Origin of the sequence: Shewanella sp. SW32, assembly GCF_025653365.1 — a bacterium.
GTDB classification, from domain to species: Bacteria; Pseudomonadota; Gammaproteobacteria; order Enterobacterales; family Shewanellaceae; genus Shewanella; species Shewanella oncorhynchi.
Window position 1 is genome coordinate 58,054 of record NZ_JAKKSJ010000015.1, and the last position, 21,014, is coordinate 79,067.

Below are 21,014 nucleotides of genomic sequence, written 5' to 3' on the forward strand. Positions count from 1 at the left end.
TTGTTTTATCGGCCTGTCTTAAGTAGGAGTGAATGTGATTGGTATTGAAACCGCAATCAGGTACAATTTCGCTCCTTTGAACCGTATCCATTTTCAGTATTAGTCATTGCAGCATAATGAAACAAATTAGAAACTTCTCAATTATTGCCCATATCGACCATGGTAAATCGACGCTATCAGATCGTCTTATTCAGGTTTGTGGCGGTTTAACCGACCGTGAAATGGATTCTCAAGTTTTAGATTCTATGGATCTAGAACGTGAGCGTGGTATTACGATTAAGGCACAAAGTGTCACTTTGGATTATAAAGCCAAAGATGGCCTTGTCTATCAACTCAACTTTATTGATACCCCAGGTCACGTTGACTTCTCCTACGAGGTCTCGCGCTCATTAGCTGCCTGTGAAGGTGCTTTGCTGGTGGTTGATGCGGGTCAGGGCGTTGAAGCTCAGACACTGGCAAACTGTTATACCGCGCTGGATATGAATCTAGATGTAGTACCCATTTTAAACAAGATTGACTTACCACAAGCCGATCCAGAACGTGTTGCTGCCGAGATTGAAGATATCGTTGGTATCGATGCCATGGATGCTGTGCGTTGTTCGGCTAAAACCGGTGTCGGTGTCGACGAGGTTTTAGAAGTCATTGTTGCCAAAATTCCACCGCCTGAAGGCGATCCTGACGCACCATTGCAAGCCTTGATCATCGATTCTTGGTTTGATAATTACTTAGGCGTAGTGTCGTTAGTGCGAATTAAACACGGTAGCCTGAAAAAAGGTGACAAGTTTAAGGTCATGTCTACAGGGCAAAACCACACTGCGGATCGCGTGGGTATTTTCACTCCAAAACAAACTGACAAAACCGAACTTAAAACCGGTGAGGTCGGCTTTGTGATTGCGGGTCTGAAGGAAATTCACGGTGCGCCTGTAGGTGATACGTTAACTTTAGCCAAAAATGGTGCTGAAAAGCCGTTACCTGGTTTTAAGAAAGTGAAGCCACAGGTATACGCTGGCGTATTCCCAATTTCGACCGACGAATATGAAAACTTCCGTGATGCGCTGAACAAACTCAGCCTGAACGATGCGTCATTATTCTTTGAGCCTGAAAGTTCATCGGCACTCGGTTTTGGTTTCCGCATTGGCTATTTAGGCCTGCTGCACATGGAAATCGTACAAGAGCGTTTAGAGCGTGAATACAACCTAGAGTTGATCACCACTGCGCCAACCGTAGTGTACGAAGTCGTCATGACCAGCGGTGAAACGATTTACGTTGATAACCCGTCTGATCTGCCTGCGATTAACAACATTGAAGAAATGCGTGAGCCGATTGTTGAGGCCAACATTTTAGTGCCAAAAGAATACTTAGGTAACGTGATTACCCTGTGTATTGAAAAACGTGGCACTCAAGTGAACATGGTTTACCACGGTAACCAAGTGGCTGTAACTTACCATCTGCCAATGGCGGAAGTGGTCATGGATTTCTTCGACCGTTTGAAATCCACTAGCCGTGGCTATGCATCACTCGAATATAACTTTATTCGTTTCGATCCTGCAGACATGGTGCGTTTAGATATTCTCATCAACGGCGACCGAGTCGATGCCTTGGCTATGGTTATCCATAGATCAAACATTCGTCACCGTGGTTTAGCCTTAGTGGATAAGATGAAAGAACTTATTCCACGTCAGATGTTTGATATTGCGATTCAAGCGGCGGTGGGCAGTCAAATTATTGCCCGTTCAACCGTGAAAGCCCTGCGTAAAGACGTAACGGCTAAGTGTTATGGCGGCGACGTTTCTCGTAAGAAAAAACTCTTAAATAAACAAAAAGAGGGTAAGAAACGGATGAAGCAAGTAGGTAACGTTGAGGTGCCACAAGAAGCATTCTTAGCGGTACTTAAGCTAAACGAGTAATCGTTAGCATAAGAAGTGACAATTTAGTTGACTATTGCGCCGCTGTTTGCGGCGCTTTAGTTAGGTTATCGCATTGGTTTATCACTTTGGTTTACCAAGGTCGAATACGGTAAGTTAACTAAAGTATGATATTCGCTGAGTTAGGCACCTTTAATTATTTTTAAGGCAGGAGTTCAATAAGCAATGGCAGCGTATTTTTCCATTATTCTAGTGCTAATCACCCTGATCTCAGGACTTATTTGGTTAGTCGATGTGCTCGTTTTCGCCCCAAAGCGTCGTGAGAATTTAGCGTTAGCAAAGGCATCACAAGCGAATTTAACTGAAGAAGCTGAGTACCAAATCATTCGTGAGTCGACCATAGTCGAAACCGCGCACTCTATCTTCCCTGTGATTGCCTTTGTGTTGATCCTACGTTCATTCATTTATGAGCCATTTCAAATCCCATCGGGTTCTATGATGCCTACCCTCTTAGTGGGCGACTTCATTCTGGTGGAAAAATTTAGTTATGGGCTTAAAGATCCCGTATGGCGAACCAAACTGGTTGAAACTGGCGAGCCAAAACGCGGTGATGTAGTTGTATTTAAGTATCCTGAAAACCCCGCCATTGACTACATTAAGCGTGTAGTCGGTTTGCCGGGTGATAGAATTATTTACCGTAATAAACAGTTGATGATCCAAAAGGCCTGTGGCGTTGAGCAAACAGCTTGTCCAGAACCGCAAGTTATCGCCCGCACAGAGATCAGTCGTGGTGATTACAGCCAAGATGGTGTGCCATTACTGCGTTATAAAGAGGAATTGGGTGATGTCGCCCACGATATCTTGATCAACCCAAGTCGACCTGACATGCTGGGATATTTTAAGCGCGAAGGTAATTTACCCGCGGGTGAGTTTTTAGTGCCTGAAGGCCATTACTTTGCCATGGGTGATAACCGCGATAACAGTACCGACAGTCGTTTCTGGGGCTTTGTGCCAGAAGAGAACCTTGTTGGTAAAGCGGTAGCGATTTGGATTAGTTTTGAATTTGACCGTTCAAAAGCCGACTTCCTCCCAACTTGGGTGCCTAGCGGCGTGCGTTTTGAGCGTGTAGGTGGAATTAAATAGCATGGAACCGATTAAAAATTTGCCACGTTTGTGTCGTACCTTAGGTTATGAGTTCAAGAATATTGAGCTTTTGACTCAAGCGCTGACCCACAGAAGTGCGGCAAATAAACACAATGAACGCTTAGAGTTTTTAGGTGATTCAATTTTATCTATTGTGATTTCTGATGCTTTATATCATCAGTTTCCGAAGGCAACCGAAGGCGATTTAAGCCGGATGCGTGCCACCTTAGTTCGCGGTGATACCTTAACTATCATCGCCCAAGAGTTTAAGCTCGGCGATTATTTATATCTCGGTCCTGGCGAGTTGAAAAGTGGCGGATTTAGACGCGAGTCGATTCTTGCCGATGCGGTTGAAGCCATTATTGGCGCCGTTTACCTTGATTCCGATCTCGAAGTTTGCCGTGCATTACTGCTGAAATGGTATGCCGAGCGTTTGGCCGAAATCCAACCTGGGATCAGCCAGAAAGACGCTAAGACATTACTGCAAGAACATTTACAAGGGTTTAAAAAGCCGCTGCCTGATTACCAAGTAATCAACATAGAAGGCGATGCCCACGATCAGACATTTACCGTTGAATGTCGTATTGAAGACTTGAGCCAAAGCGTCATTGGTGTGGCGAGTTCACGCCGTAAAGCCGAGCAAATCGCGGCCGCTCAAGTATTGGAGTTACTAAAGAAATGACCAAAAAAACAGACTTGTCAGGTATCGATGCTGCAAAAGCGGCAACTGAGCCTAGTTTAGATGAATTACTGGCAAGGATGAATGCGGCCGCGCCAACGCCGTCGGCCCAATACGATGTCACTTATTGCGGCATGGTGGCGATCATTGGTCGCCCTAACGTTGGTAAATCGACGTTAATCAACCGTTTGCTTGGTCAGAAGGTAAGTATTACTTCTAAAAAGCCACAAACAACGCGCCACCGTATCATGGGTATTCATACCGATGGTCCGAAGCAAATTGTGTTCATCGATACACCAGGTTTACACATAGAAGAGCAGCGGGCGATTAACCGCCTGATGAACCGCGCAGCTGCCAGTTCGCTTGCCGATGTAGCTATGGTGATTTTTGTGGTCGATGGCATGACGTGGACCGCCGATGATGAGATGGTGTTGAGTAAATTACGCCGTGGCGGTGAAGAGCGTCAGACAATTCTGGCGATCAACAAAGTCGACAATATCAAAGACAAAGAATCGCTATTCCCGTATTTGGAAGAAGTCGCCAAAAAATATCCTTTCGATGAAATTTTGCCGATTTCAGCCAGTAAAGGTACCAACGTTAAGCGCATTTTAGAGCTAGCGGCGGCGTCGATTCCTGAAGGACCTTTCTTCTTCCCTGAAGACTATGTTACCGATCGTTCGCAACGTTTTATGGCGTCGGAAATTGTGCGTGAAAAACTGATGCGCTTCTTAGGTGATGAATTACCCTATGATGCGACAGTTGAGATTGAACAGTTCAAGATGATGGAAAATGGCGTTTATCAAATCAATGCCTTGATCCTTGTTGAGCGTGAAGGTCAAAAACGTATGGTGATTGGTAGCAAGGGCGAACGTATTCGTACTATCGCAACTCAAGCTCGCTTAGACATGGAGACCTTGTTTGATAATAAAGTCTTCCTCGAAGTGTGGGTGAAAGTGAAATCCGGTTGGGCCGATGATGAACGCGCCCTGCGTAGCTTAGGTTACGGCGACGATTAAGTATTAATTCCAGCGAGCGCGCTTACCGATGAAACGTGGTTACGTTTTACATCATCGCCCATATCGAGAGTCCAGTGTCTTAGTTAACCTCTTAGTTGACGGCATTGGACGGGTTGATGTGGTTGCCCGAACTGGCAGCGGTAAGCGCTCTATCAAGAGTATTCTCCAGCCCTTTCAACCGCTGATCTTCGAATTTAGCGGTAAGTCTGAATTAAAAACCTTAACTCAAGTCGAAGCCGCTGCGCCTGCTGTGCCTCTTTCTGGCCAGAGCTTGTTTGCTGGCATGTATATCAATGAGTTATTGGTTCGCACTTTGTCTGTACAGCACAATGCCGAAGAGTTGTTCCTCATTTATCATCAAGCCTTAGTCGGCCTTGCCGCGAAGTTTTGCCAATCCCAACTGCGTTATATTGAGCTCGCCTTGCTGCGGGAATTAGGTTTTATGCCTTCTCTTAGCCGCGATACTCAAGGTGAACCACTCGTACCTGATGATTATTACCAGCTCGTGCCTGAGTTAGGTTTTCAATTTGTGCTCAACTCCCGTGCTCGCAATGCTTATCAAGGGGCAATGTTGACGGCGCTTAACGATAACCAGCTCACCGACGCACATTTTTTGAGCGCCAAGTTGTTGATGCGCTCCCTGTTAACGCCATTACTCGGGACTAAACCTTTGTTGAGTCGACAATTGTTCGTCAGCACTGCCGTACCAACTAAGATTGATGGGAATAATTCGCCCTAGCTCCTGTTTTTTAGCGTGAGCCTAAGTACAATAGGCCGCAATATCAGCGTTAAACATTAAGGAGTTCCCGATGAGCCGTATCTTATTGGGCGTGAATATCGACCATATTGCTACTCTGCGCCAAGCCCGTGGCACCAGTTATCCTGATCCTGTGCATGCTGCTGCCGTTGCTGAACATGCTGGTGCCGATGGCATCACTATCCATTTGCGTGAAGACAGACGCCACATCATAGACCGCGATGTATATTTGTTGGCAAAAACCTTGAAAACCCGCATGAATTTTGAATGCGCTGTGACCGAAGAAATGCTTAACATCGCCTGTGAAATTAAGCCGACCTATGTCTGTTTAGTACCAGAAAAACGTCAAGAAGTCACCACTGAAGGCGGCTTAGATGTGGCGGGGCAGTTAGATAAAATCACTGCTGCAGTGACTCGTTTAGCTGCTGAGGGTATTCAAGTCTCCTTATTTATCGATGCCGATAAAACTCAAATTGATGCCGCCGTTGCCTCTGGCGCACCGCTTATTGAAATTCATACGGGCTGTTATGCCGATGCTAAAACTGAAGCGGAAGAAGCTATTGAGTTAGCGCGTATTCGCGAAATGGCAAAATACGCCCATGGCAAAGGTTTAGTGGTTAACGCGGGTCATGGTTTACATTATCACAACGTGAAACCCATCGCGGCGATTCCTGAGTTATATGAACTCAATATCGGCCATGCGATTGTCGCACGTGCCGCCATTGACGGTTTAGCGACAGCAGTGAAAGACATGAAAGTGTTAATGCTTGAAGGTCGTCGAGGCGAATAATGGCGATTGTCGGCCTAGGCACAGATATCGTCGAGATTGAGCGTATTCAGGTCCATGTGGCACGCGCAGGTGACAAGCTGGCGAAACGTGTGCTGACCGAGTCTGAGTTAGCCATTTATACTGCCCATAGTCAGCCAAGTCGTTATCTTGCCAAGCGTTTTGCTGCAAAAGAAGCCGCAGCCAAAGCCCTCGGTACGGGTATTGGCCGCGGCGTGTCGTTTCAGCATATTCACATTGGCAACAATGAGGATGGTGCACCGACGATTCACTTTACCGAGGGGGCGTTAACGCGCTTACAGCAGCTTAAAGCGACGGTTGGGCATATCTCTATTGCCGATGAAAAATCCTACGCGATTGCGACGGTAATCATAGAGTCTCAATAAACCCGAGTTTGTGTCTGTTGGCGGTAAAAAAGGAACCTTAGGGTTCCTTTTTTCATTTCTGGATGGGTATCCAAATCAGTGCCAAATTACTGAATGCAACAATTTATTTACTTTTACTGTTCAGCTTAATTGTTTTACGTTAGTTTATGGCTTGCGCGTCTCTCAATTTGGCGCAGGTAAAGCAGGGGCAAATGAAGAGGAACCCGACATGAAATCCGCCGCAGAGCAGTTATCGACCTACAAAAGTGTGCATTTAAATCAGCGTAATATTCAGACCCATTTTATTGGCATCCCACTGATTATTTGGTCTGCTTTCCTGTTGTTGGCCACAGTGCGTATTCCGCTGGGGAGTATGGGAGAGACAAGTTTAGCAGTGATAGTCGGTATATTCGTGTTGGCCTATTATGTCCGTTTACACTTAAGGCTTTCAATGGGGCTCATATTATTTATGGTACCTGTGCTGCTCACGACTGAGTGGGCGGCGCATATCGCCGGTGCCACTTGGCTTGCCCTAGGGGTATTTGTGGTGGGCTGGGTGTTCCAGCTAATTGGCCATCAATATGAAAAAGCCAAGCCTGCCTTTGTGGATGACTTAAATCAGCTATTAATTGGGCCATTTTTCTTAATGGCGGAAGTGTATTTTATGTTGGGCTTAGAAAAGGCGCTGAATGCCCAGATAACACCAATGGCGCTTGAGAAGCGTCGTATGCTTGAGGCGAAAAAGTCTGCATAGCTTGGCTAGATAGTGAATTAGAGTAGATAGATTTATAGCTTGGGGGAGCATCATCGCTTGGAGGAAATCGTCCGCCGGACCACATCTTAACTCGTGTGGTTCGGCCATTTTTTATGCTCAAAATTGAGGATTAAACTCTGGGGGGATGATAATACAGCGGGATAATTCTCACTGTATTAATCATATTCTCTGACACATCAATTATCTCTAATGGATAACCTGCTAAACGTAAACTGGTATTCGCAGAAGGAATTTCCTCCAGATACTCCAGAATCAGACCATTGAGGGTTTTAGGGCCATCGGTGGGAAAGTTCCACTTCATTTCTTTATTCAAATCGCGGATCGTAATGCCCGCATCAACTAAGTAGCTACCATCTTGCTGGACCTTAATGTCTTCACTCGGGGTGGTCAACATAGAAGTGGTAAAGTCGCCGACAATCTCTTCGAGAATATCTTCGAGTGTTACTAGACCTTGAATATCACCATATTCATCAACGACTAAGCCGATGCGCTCTTTATTTTGTTGGAAGTTAGCTAGCTGCACATTGAGTGGTGTACCTTCTGGCACAAAGTAGAGTTCTTTCACTGCGCGCAACAAAGATGACTTGCTGAATTGCTCTTTAGATTGGAGGCGCAGGGCGTCACGTAAGTGAATAAAGCCCACTGCATCGTCTATGGTGTCGCGATACACTAACACTCGGGTATGTGGACTTTGGATCACCTGACGATTGATAACCTTAAATTCGTCATTGACGTTAATTCCGTAGATATCTGAGCGTGGCACCATAATATCTTCAACGGTGACTTTCTCTAAATCCAAGATAGATAACAGCATTTCTTGGTGACGTCGGGGGATGAGTGCCCCTGCCTCATGCACCACAGTACGCAGCTCTTCTTGGCTTAGTGCATCGCTACTATTAACGGTTTTTATCCCCATCAAACGTAAGATACCTGTGGTTATCAAATTAACGCTTGAGACAACATAGGCAAAGGTCGAGGAAAGTATAAGTAGCAGTATGCTAGAGGGAAAAGCAATACGCTCAGGATTTAGCGCTGCGATGGTTTTTGGCGTGACTTCAGCAAAAACGAGCACGACTAACGTAAGCACGCCAGTTGCAACAGCGACCCCTAAGTCGCCCCAAAGACGCATACCAATGATAGTCGCAATAGCAGATGCGGAAATATTGACTAAGTTATTGCCAATTAAGATCAATCCAATCAAACGGTCAGGACGCTCAAGTAACTTCAAAGCTCTAATCGCCCCTTTATGGCCATTGTTGGCTAAGTGGCGTAGACGGTAACGGTTGAGAGTCATCATTGCGGTTTCTGAGCCTGAAAAATAGGCAGAGAATAGGATAAGCACTAGTAAAACGATCAGGAGTGCGCTTGTCGATATAGCGTCCAAAAAAGGCTCCAATGTGGCCAGTAAACTTAAGTAAATACCGACATTTAAAAAAAGTGTCAAGTCGGCCGCAGCAATAACTGCCCCAGCCGACTTAAATGTTTAGTTGAGGATTAATTCTTTGACAATGCGCGCGCCAAAATATGCGAGCGAAAGTAAGGATGCGCCAGTCAGAGTGTAAATGACTGCGGTACGAATTTTACAACCGACCCAATACTGTTGCCACAGCATAGTAATGTATACAAACCAAGCCATTATCGACAGAATTGCCTTATGACCTTTACCATCGGCGAACATATCTTCAAGGAAGATAAAACCAGTCGCGAGCGACAAACTGAGCAAGATAACGCCGATAATCACCAGATGATAAAGCTGTTTTTCAACTGTCATCAGCGGCGGAATGCCAGGGCTCAGCATAAATTGTTTTTTCTTCAGTTTATTTTGGATCATCGCCAGTTGTATCGCATACAGGGCGGCAATCATCAGGGCGCTGTAGGCCATGAGTGACAATACGACGTGGGCTAATACTTCAGGATAAAGCTCAAAATGTGTGATGAATTTAGGCGGCAATAACCAGAGTAGGGCAACCGAAAGCACTGAGCAGGCATAAACCACGGGCACGACGACGATGACTTTCAGCCTGAACATCAATATCGTAAAAGTAAAAGCGATAATCCAGTTCACTAAGGAAATCACATTCGTCAGGCTAAAGTTTTGGCCATCTGTGGTGAAAATCACTTGTGATAATGCTGCGGCATGTAAAATAACCGCAATAGCGGCAAAACCTGCGACAGCACGGCGATTCGGACCGTCTGGGTGAAACAATCTACTCGTCACTAGTACCAATGCAATGCAATAAAAAAACATGGCTGAGGCAGAAAAGATGACCATGGGTAATTAACCTATTTGTGTAGTTAAAGGTGCCTTAAAAACGGGGCATACAGATCAATATTTTCCCTAGAATAACATGAGCTGTCGGCAAATGGGCAGTGACATGAGTTGCAAAATTTAGCAGATTCTTATTGTTAGGGTTAAATAGTGTGTCGACGACAATAAAACATGACTCAGCGCAAGTAAAACACTTAACCACAATCAAGATGGGTGCAGCAGTAGCATAATGCGCATGCATCGTTATAATACAGCCCATCAATCGAGATTCTTAAAGGTATAGAACAGGACGATGTTTGAGAACCTAACCGACAGACTGTCACGCACACTGAAAAATATCAGTGGCCGTGGTCGCTTAACTGAAGAAAACGTTAAGGAAACCCTGCGCGAAGTGCGTATGGCACTGCTGGAGGCCGATGTTGCCCTGCCTGTGGTGCGCGAATTTGTTAATAACGTAAAAGAACGTGCCGTAGGCCAAGAAGTCTCTAAAAGCTTAAGCCCTGGCCAAGCCTTTATTAAGATAGTTCAAAGTGAACTTGAAAAATCCATGGGCGAGGCGAATGAAGCCCTAGATTTAGCCACTCAGCCGCCAGCTGTGATTATGATGGCGGGTCTGCAAGGTGCGGGTAAAACCACCAGTGTGGCAAAACTGGGTAAATTTTTACGCGAACGCCATAAAAAATCGGTATTAGTCGTCAGTGCTGACGTTTATCGCCCCGCGGCGATTAAACAGCTTGAGACGTTAGCGCAAGAAGTGGCGGTGGAGTTTTTCCCATCGGACGTTAGCCAAAAGCCAATCGACATTGCGAAAGCGGCGATTGCCCACGCTAAATTAAAGTTTATCGATGTGGTGATCCTCGATACCGCAGGTCGTCTGCATGTCGACGAAGCCATGATGGACGAGATCAAAGGCTTACACGCAGCGGTCAAGCCTATCGAAACCTTGTTCGTTGTTGATGCTATGACAGGTCAAGATGCGGCAAACACCGCTAAGGCCTTTAATGAAGCTTTACCACTGACGGGGGTTATTTTAACTAAAGTCGATGGTGATGCGCGCGGTGGTGCGGCGTTATCGATTCGCCACATTACGGGCAAGCCGATTAAATTCCTCGGAGTGGGTGAAAAGACCGACGCGTTAGAGCCATTCCATCCAGACCGTATTGCTTCACGCATTTTGGGCATGGGCGATGTGTTATCGCTTATCGAAGAAGTTGAGCGTGGCGTCGATAAAGAAAAGGCCATGAAGCTGGCTTCGAAAGTGAAGCAAGGTGGCAGTTTCGATTTAGAAGATTTCCGTGAGCAGTTACAGCAAATGAAAAATATGGGCGGCATGATGAATATGCTGGAAAAACTGCCCGGTGTTGGTCAATTGCCCCCAGAAGCCTTAGCGCAAATCCAAGACGGCAAGATGACAGGTCAAATGGAAGCCATCATTAATTCGATGACTTCCAAGGAGCGTAAGAACCCTGATTTAATCAAGGGCTCACGCAAACGTCGCATCGCAGCTGGTTCTGGCACGCAAATTCAAGATGTAAACCGTTTATTGAAACAGTTTACTCAAATGCAAAAGATGATGAAAAAAATGTCTGCTAAGGGCGGCATGCAAAAAATGATGCGCGGAATGCGCGGTATGATGCCACCAGGAATGAAATTTCCGGGCCGTTAATCGGACATTTTTAGTTAAACCTAGCACTTTATCAGTCGGTTGACTCTGGTAACAATGAACCGCTAACGAAGGACGCAGGCGTAATAATCGCCATCTTTGGTTGCATTAGTTGGAAACTCAGGTAAAATCTTCCGGCTTTCTATCTGGGACTCTTCGCGAACACGGGGTTCCAGTTTTTATTTTTGCTTCAAAGCAAATCATTAGAGGATTGAAAACGCATGGTTACCATTCGTTTAGCTCGTGGCGGCGCAAAAAAGCGTCCATTTTACAACATCGTTGTTGCTGATAGCCGTAACGCTCGTGACGGTCGTTTCATTGAGCGTGTAGGTTTCTTCAACCCATTGGCCCGTGGCCAAGAAGAAACATTACGTTTAGACCTAGCTCGCGTTGAGCACTGGGTTTCTAACGGTGCAGCTGCTACAGAACGCGTAGCAAAATTGATCAAAGACGCTCGTAAAGCAACTGCTTAATAGCGTTAAGGTATAGATTGATGAGCAGTAACCAACAGCCAGTCGTACTGGGGAAATTAGGCTCCTGTCATGGCATTAAAGGTTGGCTGAAAATCACCGCCTATACCGATTCTGTTGAAGGTATCTTTGACTACTCGCCTTGGCTTATTAAAGAAAATGGTGAGTGGCGCGAAATAAAGGTCACCCAGTGGCGTTATCAAGGCAAGGCCGTTGTTGCCTTACTTGATGGCGTAGAAACACGGGAGCAAGCGCAAATGCTCACAAATTGTGAGATTGCGATTTTGCCGGAACAGATGAACGATTTGCCAGCAGATGAATTCTACTGGCGTGATCTCATCGGTTGCGAAGTGGTCAATACAACTGGCTATAACATGGGGATTGTCGATCAGATCGTGGAAACAGGATCGAACGACGTATTACTCGTTAAAGCCAACGCTAAAGATAGTTTCGGCAAAGTGGAACGTATGATCCCCTTTGTCCCTGAGCAGTTCATCAAAACGGTGGATCTGCAAGGTAAACAGATTTTAGTGGATTGGGATCCTGACTTCTAAGTCGAGGTACAACAGATGTGGTTAGGGGTAATAACCCTGTTCCCAGAGATGTTCCGTGCCGTGACAGACTTTGGAGTTACGGGCCGAGCCGTGAAAAACGGCCTGCTCGAGTTGCACACGTGGAATCCCCGTGATTTCACCCATGATAGACATAATACGGTAGATGACAGGCCTTACGGCGGTGGTCCCGGAATGTTGATGATGGTGCAACCCTTGCGCGATGCCATCCATGCAGCGAAAGCCGCAGCGGGTGAAGGTGCGAAGGTGATTTACTTGTCACCTCAAGGACGCAAGCTGGATCAGCAAGGCGTCACTGAGTTGGCTCAATCATCACGTTTGATTTTGGTCTGTGGTCGATACGAAGGTATTGATGAACGCATCATTCAAACGGAAGTGGATGAAGAGTGGTCGATAGGGGATTACGTGCTTTCGGGCGGCGAATTACCGGCGATGACTCTGATAGATTCAGTATCGAGATTGGTTCCTGGCGTGCTAGGAAAACAAGCTTCGGCGGAGCAAGATTCTTTCTCCGACGGTTTACTGGATTGTCCACATTACACTCGCCCTGAAAGCTTGGATGGTCTTGACGTACCGGCAGTGCTGCTAAGTGGCAACCACGAACAAATTAGACTCTGGCGTTTACAGCAAAGCCTTGGTAGGACTTTACTTAGACGGCCAGAATTATTGCAAAATCTAGCTCTGACTGACGAACAAACGACTCTATTAGCGCAGTTCGTTGAAGCAATGAACAAGCATGCTTAGTCGTAGCTCAGTTAATTCTAGAACGGAGTAAGTTATGAACAACATCATTAAAATGCTCAACGATGAGCAAATGAAACAAGACGTACCTGCGTTTGGTGCTGGTGATACAGTAGTCGTTCAGGTTCGTGTTAAAGAAGGCGATAAAGAGCGTTTACAGGCTTTTGAAGGCGTTGTAATTGCTAAGCGTAACCGTGGTCTGCACTCTGCATTCACAGTACGTAAAATCTCTAATGGCGAAGGTGTTGAGCGTGCTTTCCAAACGCACAGCCCACTGATCGCTAGCATTGAAGTTAAGCGTCGTGGTCGCGTTCGTCGCGCCAAACTGTACTATCTGCGTGATCGTTCAGGTAAATCTGCACGTATCCGTGAGAAGCTGGCAACTAAGTAATAGTTACCGCTACAGAAAACAAGACGTAGTGTTCGCACAGAAAACCGCCCTAGTGGCGGTTTTTTGTTGCTGTTTTTTGAGTATTTATACTTGATCTAAAGAGAATGAACAGGCATAGTGGTCGCCTGGTTGTAATGGTGTAGCATTACAAAAGTACATTGCGATGGATTTACGCTATTTTATATCCGAAATGAATGCCCAAGCTGACTTGAAGTCCTGCTTCGACAACTGGGTTAAACACTAAGTCTTAGGTGGTAAGCATGCAACAAGATACGATTAACAACGTACACATCAGTTCAGAGAAAGTCTTAATCACGCCGCAAGAGCTTAAAAATGCCTTGCCACTCTCTGAGCATGCTTATCGCTATATCCTCAATGCCCGTAAAACCGTGGCTGATATTGTTCATAAGCGTGACAATCGAGTATTGATTGTCACTGGCCCTTGCTCAATCCATGATATCGCCGCCGCAAAAGAATACGCTTTAAGGCTTAAAACTCTGCACGATGAACTCAGTGATGAGTTTTACATCTTAATGCGAGTGTACTTTGAAAAGCCGCGTACCACGGTAGGTTGGAAGGGCATGATCAACGATCCCGATATGGATGAATCCTTCGATGTCGAAAAAGGCCTGAAAATGGCCCGTGAGCTAATGATTTGGTTGGCCGAGTTAGGACTGCCTGTTGCCACCGAAGCACTCGATCCTATCAGTCCTCAGTACATTTCTGAGCTTGTCACTTGGTCTGCCATTGGTGCTCGCACCACTGAATCGCAGACTCATAGGGAAATGGCATCGGGTCTTTCTATGCCGGTGGGCTTTAAAAATGGCACCGATGGTAAGCTCGATGTAGCGATTAATGCGCTAAAATCGGCGGCCAGTAGCCACAGATTTATGGGCATAAACCAGCAGGGCCAAGTCGCATTATTGCAAACTGCGGGCAATCCCGATGGCCATGTGATTTTACGCGGTGGTGCAACGCCCAACTATGATGCGGCGAGTGTGGCAGAGTGTGAAACGCAGCTCCATAAAGCCAAACTCAATGCACGTTTGATCATCGATTGCAGCCATGGCAATTCATCCAAAGACTACAGCCGCCAAAAGCCTGTCTGTGAAAATGTGTTCGAGCAGATTTTTAACGGCAATAAGTCGATTATTGGCGTCATGCTAGAAAGTCATTTAAATGAAGGCAATCAAAGTTGTGATAGGCCATTAAGCGAGCTAGCTTACGGTGTTTCTGTAACAGATTCTTGTATTAGTTGGGAAAAAACAGAAACCATTTTACGGGAAGGCGCAGCGAAGTTATCTTCAATACTTCCAACGCGTTTCGATATGCTGAAAGTAGCTAACGCTTAAATTAGTTACAGCTTAATGGACTCAGGTATGAATGAAAAAACAACGGCCGAATTAGAACACCTTCGCGGCCTGATTGATGGTGTTGATCAGCAATTACTGCACTTACTGCGTAAGCGCTTGGATCTCGTTGCGCAAGTGGGCACGGTGAAACACGGCGCCGGTTTACCTATTTATGCACCTCAGCGTGAAGCAGCCATGCTGGCTAAACGCCGTGAAGAAGCAAAAACTATGGGGATCGAGCCGCAGTTGATCGAAGATATTTTGCGTCGCTTGATGCGTGAGTCTTACCTCAATGAAAAAGATGTTGGTTTTAAGCAAGTTAAAAAAGATCTTGGCTCAGTGGTGATTGTCGGCGGTAAAGGGCAACTCGGTGGACTATTTTCACAAATGCTGACTTTATCCGGCTACCAAGTGAATTTGCTCGATAAAGACGATTGGCAGCAAGCGGATAGCTTATTTGCCGATGCGGGCATGGTGTTAGTGACAGTGCCTATTGCGATTACCTGTGAGCTTATTCGTGAAAAACTGACCCAATTACCAGCCGACTGCATTCTGGCGGATTTGACCTCCATCAAGACTGAGCCAGTTAAAGCCATGCTTGAGGCGCATTCTGGTCCCGTCGTTGGTTTTCATCCTATGTTTGGCCCTGATGTGGGCAGTCTGGCGAAGCAAGTCGTGGTGGTGTGTCATGGTCGCTCGCCGGAAAAATACCAGTGGTTGCTTGAGCAGATCGCCATTTGGGGCGCGCGGATTGTCGAAGCAGAACCAGAGCGTCACGACAATGCGATGCAGCTAGTGCAGGCAATGCGTCACTTCTCGACCTTTGTGTATGGTTTGAATCTGTGTAAGGAAGAGGCAGATATCGATACTTTACTGCAATTTAGCTCGCCGATTTACCGATTAGAATTGGCTATGGTAGGGCGCTTATTCGCCCAAAGCCCAGAGCTTTACGCCGATATTATTTTTGCCCAGCAAGATAGCCAGCATGCTATTGGTGATTATTTAGATAACTACCGTGAAGCGTTAGAACTGCTAAAACGGGGTGACAGGAACGAGTTTATTAAGCAGTTCCAAAGTGTCGCCAAATGGTTTGGGGATTTTGCACCTCAATTCCAGCGTGAAAGCCGTATTATGCTGCAATCGGTTAATGATATGAAAACCAATTAATAAATAAACAGTTACTTTTTAAAACGCCCATCATTGATGGGCGTTTTTTTATGGATTTTTAACAGTTCACATTGTATTAATTAGCAATTGCTTAAGGTGATCTTTCTCTAACATTTAGCATCTCACTTTAGAAATGACTGTCGCTTATGGCACGTTTAGGTAGACTAGTTTTAAACATGCAAATATAAAGCATGAATTTAAATTAGGAGTCTATCCATGTTCTGTATTCAGTGTGAGCAAACCATTCGTACACCCGCTGGCAATGGTTGTAGTTATTCCCAAGGTATGTGTGGCAAGTTGGCGGCAACGTCCGATCTGCAAGACTTGCTGATTTACATGCTGCAAGGCGTGTCTGTATATGCGGTTAAAGCTCGCGAGCTGGGCATTATCGATGCTGAAATTGATAGTTTTGTGCCTAAAGCCTTTTTCGCGACCCTCACCAACGTCAACTTCGATGATGAGCGCATTATGGCCTATATCCAGCAGGCGGCTAAGTATCGTGCTCAGTTAAAAGCTTCTTACGAAGCGGCTTGTGAACAAGCCGGTATTGCTGCTGAGCAAGTGCCGCAAGTCGCTCAGTTAGTGCTGGGGACCAGTAAGATTGAAATGCTAGCGCAGGCACCGATTGCATTGCTGAATAAAGATAAGCATGAAGTTCATGAAGACATCATGGGATTGAGGTTATTGTGTTTATATGGTCTTAAGGGCGCGGCTGCTTATATGGAGCATGCTCGCGTGTTGGGTCAGACTGATGCTGATGTGGCAGGGCGCTTCCATGAAATTATGTCTTTCTTAGGTGAGCCGAGTGTTGATGGCGATAAGCTGTTTACTACGGCTATGGACATAGGTCAGTTGAACTACCGCATAATGGCAATGCTGGATGCGGGTGAAACTCAAGCCTTTGGTCATCCTGAGCCAACTGTGGTCAACACTAAGTCAGTTAAGGGCAAAGCCATACTAGTCTCTGGCCATGACATGAAGGATTTAGAGCTTATTCTCGAGCAGACTGTAGGCAAGGGTATCAATGTGTTTACCCACGGTGAAATGCTTCCTGCACTGGCGTATCCAGCCTTTAAAAAATATGCTCATCTTGTCGGAAATTACGGCAGTGCTTGGCAGAATCAACAGCAAGAATTTGCCAATTTCCCTGGCGCTGTGGTGATGACATCTAACTGTATTATCGATCCAAATGTGGGTAGTTATAGTGATCGTATCTTTACTCGCAGCATAGTGGGCTGGCCTGGTGTGGTGCATATCGAAGGAGATGATTTCTCGGCTGTCATTGATAAAGCGTTAGCCTTAGAAGGCTTTATCTATGATGAAATCCCACACACTATCACTATTGGTTTTGCCCGCAATGCCTTGATGGCCGCAGCGCCCGCCGTGGTTGAAAATGTAAAGAGTGGTGCGATTAAGCATTTCTTTCTTGTTGGCGGTTGCGATGGCGACAAAGCCGACAGAAGCTACTTCACTGAACTTGCTAAATCCACACCTAAGGATTCAATAATCCTGACGCTAGGCTGTGGTAAGTACAAATTCAATAAGCTCGAATTTGGTGACATTAACGGTATTCCACGTTTGCTCGATGTGGGCCAATGTAACGATGCCTATTCAGCGATTCAGTTAGCGATTGCATTAGCTGAAGTGTTTGAATGTGATATCAATGAATTACCTCTGAGCTTAGTGCTTTCTTGGTTTGAGCAAAAAGCCATTGTAGTACTGCTGACACTGTTGTCTCTCGGGGTTAAAAATATTCGAACAGGCCCGACGCCACCTGCGTTCCTTACGGCCAATTTAGCCAAAATTTTGGAAGATAAGTTTGGCTTGCGTAATACCACGACAGTCGAAGCCGATTTAAAAAATATGTTAAACGTGGCTTAAATCAACCAAGAATTGTTGCTGAACTGCGGTTTTGGCTTGTTTACTGAGGCCGCGGTGTTTTGTGGGTAAATGCTATGAACATGAGTGTGATAGCGGGAGCGCGGGCATTATCGGTTTCGCCCCATAAACCCGGAAGTGTTAATCAATTAGTGTGCGTCGAACGCTGGAATGAAACCTCGGATGTCGTGAGTTTTCGTTTTCAAGTGGGCGAGCCGATGAAGTTTGACTATAAACCCGGTCAGTTTATGACCTTTGTGCTTGAGATTAATGGCGAGCAAGTGTGCCGCAGTTATACCTTGTCATCATCGCCATCTAGGCCCTATTCCTTGATGGTGACGATTAAGCGTGTTGCGGGTGGACTCGTATCTAATTATCTTATCGACAATCTATTACTCGGCCAGAGTGTACGAGTGCTGCCGCCCGCGGGGCAATTTAATCTGTTTGATATTGCTCGGCTAAGCCATAAACAGCCAGAGACTGAAAAGTTAGATGCTAATTTGTTAGCTATAACGGCGCAGAAATACCTTTTTTTGAGTGCTGGTTGCGGTATTACCCCCATGTACTCTATGTCGCGTTATCTGACTGATACACAAATTGATGCCGATATTGCCTTTGTGCACAGTGCGCGATCAGAGAATGATATTATTTTTAAGTCATCATTGGCGACTATGGCCAACCGTTTTAATGCATTTAAGCTCAGCTACGTACTTGAGACTGTCACTGAAACACTGGGGTGTTCACCAAAGATAGCATTCGATTTCGGGCGGTTAAGTGCACAGATGCTACAAACCTTAGTACCTGATTTTGCAGAGCGTACTATCTACCTTTGTGGGCCAGAACCTTATATGCAAGCGGTAAAAGCCTTATTGGTCGAACTCAATTTTGATATGAGTCGGTTATACCATGAGAGTTTTGCCACGGCCGAGAAAGTTGCCCGTAGTCAGCTTATGCAAGCAAACTCCTCAGATGGAACGAGTGAAAACCCACCAGAAGTGGCTTTCGCCTTGTCTATTGGCGATCGAAGCACGACGCTAAATCAAGGACAAAGTCTGCTGGAGGGAATTGAGGCGGAAGGGTTGCCGATTATTGCGGCCTGTCGTTCGGGCGTTTGCGGCGCGTGTAAGTGTCAAGTCTTGGAGGGCGAAACGGTATCGACAAGCGTGATGACACTGACTACTGCAGAAATTGAAGCCGGTTTTGTACTCGCTTGCTCCACAAAATTAGCATCCGACGTGACACTTAAACTTTAACGTGCTGCTAATTAGCGTCATTTACTTGTGACTTATTTTTAAATGGATGGAAATATTTCTAATCCTTAGTTGCGCTTATCTCAGTGAGAACGTAAGGTTAATGACAAGGGCGTATGATGTTTGCGCCCAGTCTATTAGTCTGGCTGGAGTCTCTCAATGACAATGACAACCACTTATGCCGCAAAAATTGAAGACCGTACTCTGGGACATTTGTTGTACGCCTTGATGTCGGGTTTTCCCTTATTATTACTTCCTGTGCTGCTAAGTTTGTTCATTAATGTTTCCCAACGCCAATTCCATGGTAATCCATTATTGGCGTCGCATTTACGTTGGCAACGGCATTCTAATCTCGCCTTTCTTGGCTTACTAGTGCTCGGCTATTGCGTTCCACTGACTTGGCTCAGTCTTTCGATTTATCTCTTTGGGATCATTTGGTTTTGCCACAGGATCATTAAAGGGTGGTTAAGTCTATTGGATGGTTTAGAAATCTAAACTTGTGCTAGAGTCTCTAAATTGATGATTTTTAGAGGCTCTTATGTCCAGCTACCAAATTCTGTGTGTCCTCTGCGCATTGGCGCTAGTGACTTCGGTTATCTCCTCTCGCGTCCATAAACTGCAGGAAACTGTGGCCATTACTGCTATTGCCCTAGGAATGAGTTTGTTGTTGCTCCTTGGGGGAAAGGCTTTAGGTGGGGACGTTTATGTGTATTTTGTCTCTGGCTTAGAGAAACTCGATTTTCAAGCTTTACTGCTCAATGGCATGCTCGGTTTTTTACTCTTTGCCGGCGCATTACAAATCCGCTTAAAAATACTGAGGCATCAAAAGTGGGAGATCCTAATCCTTGCTTTTATAAGCACCTTATTGTCGACATTTATTATAGGTGAGCTGTTATTTTGGTTCGCGCCTATGCTAGGTCTCCCGCTAGAATTCAGCCACTGCTTACTGTTCGGCGCCTTGATTTCGCCCACCGATCCTATCGCTGTTTTGGCTATTTTAAAGAAAATGGGGGCGCCGGAAGATATTGCGATTCAAGTAGAAGGAGAATCTTTATTTAACGATGGCATAGGGTTAGTGATTTTTGTGGCAATATCGCAATTGGCTTTCTCCACCGAGCCTCTGACGTTTATCCATATCTCTGAGTTATTTATTCGTGAGGCGGTAGGTGGGGTTATTTACGGTGGCGTACTTGGCTTTTTATTGCATCATTTTTTCCACTACTGCGAGGAAGAAACGCAATTAATGCTGGTTACCCTGCTGATCCCAACCGCGGGATATGTCATGGCGGATGTGCTTGGTGTTTCAGGTCCTTTAGCTATGGTGAGTGCGGGGATCATCATAGGAAATTTCAGTGTGCCTAAGTTTTTTGCTCGCAACGAGCGAGTGAAACTATTTACTTTTTGGTCGCTGATTGAATCCTTCTTTAATGCCTTACTCTTCCTATTGCTTGGTTTATTGCTTTTGTTAGTCACTTTCAAAGCACCATTATGGTGGTTTATGTTTGTGGCTATACCAATAGTCTTGTTGGCGCGTGCAATGAGTGTGTTATTACCTTATTTAGGCTTTCGATTGTTTAAGTCATACAACCCCTATGCAGAGACGATTTTGATTTGGGGTGGCTTAAGGGGAGGATTAGCCCTCGCTATGGCGATGAGTTTGCCAGAGGGTATCGTCATAGATGCTATTGGTGGTGTGGAGCTGCGGGAGTTGTTGTTAGTGATGACCTATGCCGTCGTCGTATTTTCGATTCTAGTGCAGGGCTCTACTATGACAGGGCTTATCCGTAGGAGTAATGCCGTTACTGAACCATCGAGTGCTGTTGGCTCTTCTTAAAATGCATAAAAGCTCGCTGCGCTGCAATACTAAACAATAT

Annotated in this window: 21 protein-coding genes; 19 read left to right on the forward strand and 2 right to left on the reverse strand. The window is 45.7% G+C overall.

Going from position 1 to position 21,014, the window contains the following annotated elements:
- Positions 1–116: 116 nt before the first annotated feature.
- From lepA to L5M28_RS10900, 8 genes are all read left to right on the forward strand, one after another.
- Positions 117–1,907, forward strand: a complete 1,791-nt coding sequence (gene lepA / locus L5M28_RS10865; protein WP_028760822.1) for a translation elongation factor 4 — start codon at positions 117–119, stop codon at positions 1,905–1,907.
- A gap of 183 nt (positions 1,908–2,090) precedes the next feature.
- A complete protein-coding gene (lepB, locus tag L5M28_RS10870; protein ID WP_263203321.1) occupies positions 2,091–3,008 on the forward strand; it encodes a signal peptidase I in 918 nt (305 codons plus the stop codon).
- 1 nt (position 3,009) lies between these two features.
- The gene (gene rnc / locus L5M28_RS10875; protein WP_012088603.1) at positions 3,010–3,690 is read left to right on the forward strand and encodes a ribonuclease III; all 681 of its coding nucleotides are present in this window, start codon (positions 3,010–3,012) and stop codon (positions 3,688–3,690) included.
- Positions 3,687–4,703: a GTPase Era gene (gene era / locus L5M28_RS10880; RefSeq protein ID WP_028760819.1), complete on the forward strand. Its 1,017-nt coding sequence runs from the start codon at positions 3,687–3,689 to the stop codon at positions 4,701–4,703. Before rnc ends, era begins: the two co-directional genes overlap by 4 nt.
- Before the next feature lie 28 nt (positions 4,704–4,731).
- Positions 4,732–5,442: a DNA repair protein RecO gene (gene recO, locus L5M28_RS10885; RefSeq protein WP_028760818.1), complete on the forward strand. Its 711-nt coding sequence runs from the start codon at positions 4,732–4,734 to the stop codon at positions 5,440–5,442.
- Between the two features lie 70 nt (positions 5,443–5,512).
- Positions 5,513–6,250 (forward strand): pyridoxine 5'-phosphate synthase, encoded by a 738-nt coding sequence (pdxJ, locus tag L5M28_RS10890; protein WP_263160819.1) that lies wholly within the window; start codon positions 5,513–5,515, stop codon positions 6,248–6,250.
- The gene (acpS, locus tag L5M28_RS10895; protein ID WP_028760816.1) at positions 6,250–6,633 is read left to right on the forward strand and encodes a holo-ACP synthase; all 384 of its coding nucleotides are present in this window, start codon (positions 6,250–6,252) and stop codon (positions 6,631–6,633) included. Before pdxJ ends, acpS begins: the two co-directional genes overlap by 1 nt.
- A gap of 208 nt (positions 6,634–6,841) precedes the next feature.
- Positions 6,842–7,366 (forward strand): DUF962 domain-containing protein, encoded by a 525-nt coding sequence (locus tag L5M28_RS10900; RefSeq protein WP_131523031.1) that lies wholly within the window; start codon positions 6,842–6,844, stop codon positions 7,364–7,366.
- Positions 7,367–7,496: 130 nt separating this feature from the next.
- On the opposite strand, the gene L5M28_RS10905 is transcribed toward L5M28_RS10900, so the two are convergent.
- Positions 7,497–8,771, reverse strand: coding sequence for an HlyC/CorC family transporter (locus L5M28_RS10905; protein ID WP_113940661.1), 1,275 nt, complete (start codon positions 8,769–8,771; stop codon positions 7,497–7,499).
- 99 nt (positions 8,772–8,870) lie between these two features.
- On the reverse strand, positions 8,871–9,659 hold the full coding sequence (locus L5M28_RS10910; protein WP_028760813.1) for an inner membrane protein YpjD: 789 nt from the start codon (positions 9,657–9,659) through the stop codon (positions 8,871–8,873).
- Between the two features lie 289 nt (positions 9,660–9,948).
- Between L5M28_RS10910 and ffh the strand changes: the two genes are divergently transcribed.
- The 11 genes from ffh (at position 9,949) to L5M28_RS10965 (ending at position 20,974) form a co-directional block, all read left to right on the forward strand.
- Positions 9,949–11,322, forward strand: coding sequence for a signal recognition particle protein (gene ffh, locus L5M28_RS10915; RefSeq protein ID WP_006080787.1), 1,374 nt, complete (start codon positions 9,949–9,951; stop codon positions 11,320–11,322).
- 218 nt (positions 11,323–11,540) lie between these two features.
- Positions 11,541–11,792, forward strand: a complete 252-nt coding sequence (rpsP, locus tag L5M28_RS10920; RefSeq protein ID WP_006080788.1) for a 30S ribosomal protein S16 — start codon at positions 11,541–11,543, stop codon at positions 11,790–11,792.
- A 20-nt stretch (positions 11,793–11,812) separates the two neighbouring features.
- Positions 11,813–12,343 (forward strand): ribosome maturation factor RimM, encoded by a 531-nt coding sequence (gene rimM, locus L5M28_RS10925; protein ID WP_006080789.1) that lies wholly within the window; start codon positions 11,813–11,815, stop codon positions 12,341–12,343.
- A 15-nt stretch (positions 12,344–12,358) separates the two neighbouring features.
- Complete coding sequence (trmD, locus tag L5M28_RS10930; RefSeq protein WP_028760810.1) at positions 12,359–13,105, forward strand: tRNA (guanosine(37)-N1)-methyltransferase TrmD; 747 nt, start codon at positions 12,359–12,361, stop codon at positions 13,103–13,105.
- A gap of 34 nt (positions 13,106–13,139) precedes the next feature.
- Positions 13,140–13,493: a 50S ribosomal protein L19 gene (rplS, locus tag L5M28_RS10935; protein ID WP_006080791.1), complete on the forward strand. Its 354-nt coding sequence runs from the start codon at positions 13,140–13,142 to the stop codon at positions 13,491–13,493.
- A gap of 260 nt (positions 13,494–13,753) precedes the next feature.
- Entirely contained in the window at positions 13,754–14,845 is a 1,092-nt protein-coding gene (locus L5M28_RS10940; protein WP_263146076.1) for a 3-deoxy-7-phosphoheptulonate synthase, read from the forward strand.
- A 27-nt stretch (positions 14,846–14,872) separates the two neighbouring features.
- A complete protein-coding gene (gene tyrA, locus L5M28_RS10945; RefSeq protein WP_028760808.1) occupies positions 14,873–16,012 on the forward strand; it encodes a bifunctional chorismate mutase/prephenate dehydrogenase in 1,140 nt (379 codons plus the stop codon).
- A 216-nt stretch (positions 16,013–16,228) separates the two neighbouring features.
- A complete protein-coding gene (gene hcp / locus L5M28_RS10950) occupies positions 16,229–17,893 on the forward strand; it encodes a hydroxylamine reductase (RefSeq protein WP_263196424.1) in 1,665 nt (554 codons plus the stop codon).
- Between the two features lie 74 nt (positions 17,894–17,967).
- Complete coding sequence (locus tag L5M28_RS10955) at positions 17,968–19,143, forward strand: hybrid-cluster NAD(P)-dependent oxidoreductase (RefSeq protein WP_263196423.1); 1,176 nt, start codon at positions 17,968–17,970, stop codon at positions 19,141–19,143.
- Between the two features lie 156 nt (positions 19,144–19,299).
- A complete protein-coding gene (locus L5M28_RS10960) occupies positions 19,300–19,635 on the forward strand; it encodes a hypothetical protein (protein ID WP_105249849.1) in 336 nt (111 codons plus the stop codon).
- A gap of 43 nt (positions 19,636–19,678) precedes the next feature.
- Positions 19,679–20,974: a cation:proton antiporter gene (locus tag L5M28_RS10965; RefSeq protein WP_263165651.1), complete on the forward strand. Its 1,296-nt coding sequence runs from the start codon at positions 19,679–19,681 to the stop codon at positions 20,972–20,974.
- Positions 20,975–21,014: the final 40 nt, after the last annotated feature.

Excerpts from the sequence above, each read along its gene's own strand:
- rpsP (WP_006080788.1), top strand. The coding sequence starts at position 11,541 with ATGGTTACCATTCGTTTAGCTCGTGGCGGCGCAAAAAAGCGTCCATTT.
- tyrA (WP_028760808.1), top strand. The coding sequence starts at position 14,873 with ATGAATGAAAAAACAACGGCCGAATTAGAACACCTTCGCGGCCTGATT.
- acpS (WP_028760816.1), top strand. The coding sequence starts at position 6,250 with ATGGCGATTGTCGGCCTAGGCACAGATATCGTCGAGATTGAGCGTATT.
- lepB (WP_263203321.1), top strand. The coding sequence starts at position 2,091 with ATGGCAGCGTATTTTTCCATTATTCTAGTGCTAATCACCCTGATCTCA.
- L5M28_RS10955 (WP_263196423.1), top strand. The coding sequence starts at position 17,968 with ATGAACATGAGTGTGATAGCGGGAGCGCGGGCATTATCGGTTTCGCCC.
- L5M28_RS10940 (WP_263146076.1), top strand. The coding sequence starts at position 13,754 with ATGCAACAAGATACGATTAACAACGTACACATCAGTTCAGAGAAAGTC.
- pdxJ (WP_263160819.1), top strand. The coding sequence starts at position 5,513 with ATGAGCCGTATCTTATTGGGCGTGAATATCGACCATATTGCTACTCTG.
- ffh (WP_006080787.1), top strand. The coding sequence starts at position 9,949 with ATGTTTGAGAACCTAACCGACAGACTGTCACGCACACTGAAAAATATC.
- L5M28_RS10910 (WP_028760813.1), bottom strand. The coding sequence starts at position 9,659 with ATGGTCATCTTTTCTGCCTCAGCCATGTTTTTTTATTGCATTGCATTG.
- L5M28_RS10960 (WP_105249849.1), top strand. The coding sequence starts at position 19,300 with ATGACAATGACAACCACTTATGCCGCAAAAATTGAAGACCGTACTCTG.
- L5M28_RS10900 (WP_131523031.1), top strand. The coding sequence starts at position 6,842 with ATGAAATCCGCCGCAGAGCAGTTATCGACCTACAAAAGTGTGCATTTA.
- rimM (WP_006080789.1), top strand. The coding sequence starts at position 11,813 with ATGAGCAGTAACCAACAGCCAGTCGTACTGGGGAAATTAGGCTCCTGT.
- rnc (WP_012088603.1), top strand. The coding sequence starts at position 3,010 with ATGGAACCGATTAAAAATTTGCCACGTTTGTGTCGTACCTTAGGTTAT.
- trmD (WP_028760810.1), top strand. The coding sequence starts at position 12,359 with ATGTGGTTAGGGGTAATAACCCTGTTCCCAGAGATGTTCCGTGCCGTG.
- rplS (WP_006080791.1), top strand. The coding sequence starts at position 13,140 with ATGAACAACATCATTAAAATGCTCAACGATGAGCAAATGAAACAAGAC.
- era (WP_028760819.1), top strand. The coding sequence starts at position 3,687 with ATGACCAAAAAAACAGACTTGTCAGGTATCGATGCTGCAAAAGCGGCA.
- recO (WP_028760818.1), top strand. The coding sequence starts at position 4,732 with ATGAAACGTGGTTACGTTTTACATCATCGCCCATATCGAGAGTCCAGT.
- hcp (WP_263196424.1), top strand. The coding sequence starts at position 16,229 with ATGTTCTGTATTCAGTGTGAGCAAACCATTCGTACACCCGCTGGCAAT.
- L5M28_RS10965 (WP_263165651.1), top strand. The coding sequence starts at position 19,679 with ATGTCCAGCTACCAAATTCTGTGTGTCCTCTGCGCATTGGCGCTAGTG.
- lepA (WP_028760822.1), top strand. The coding sequence starts at position 117 with ATGAAACAAATTAGAAACTTCTCAATTATTGCCCATATCGACCATGGT.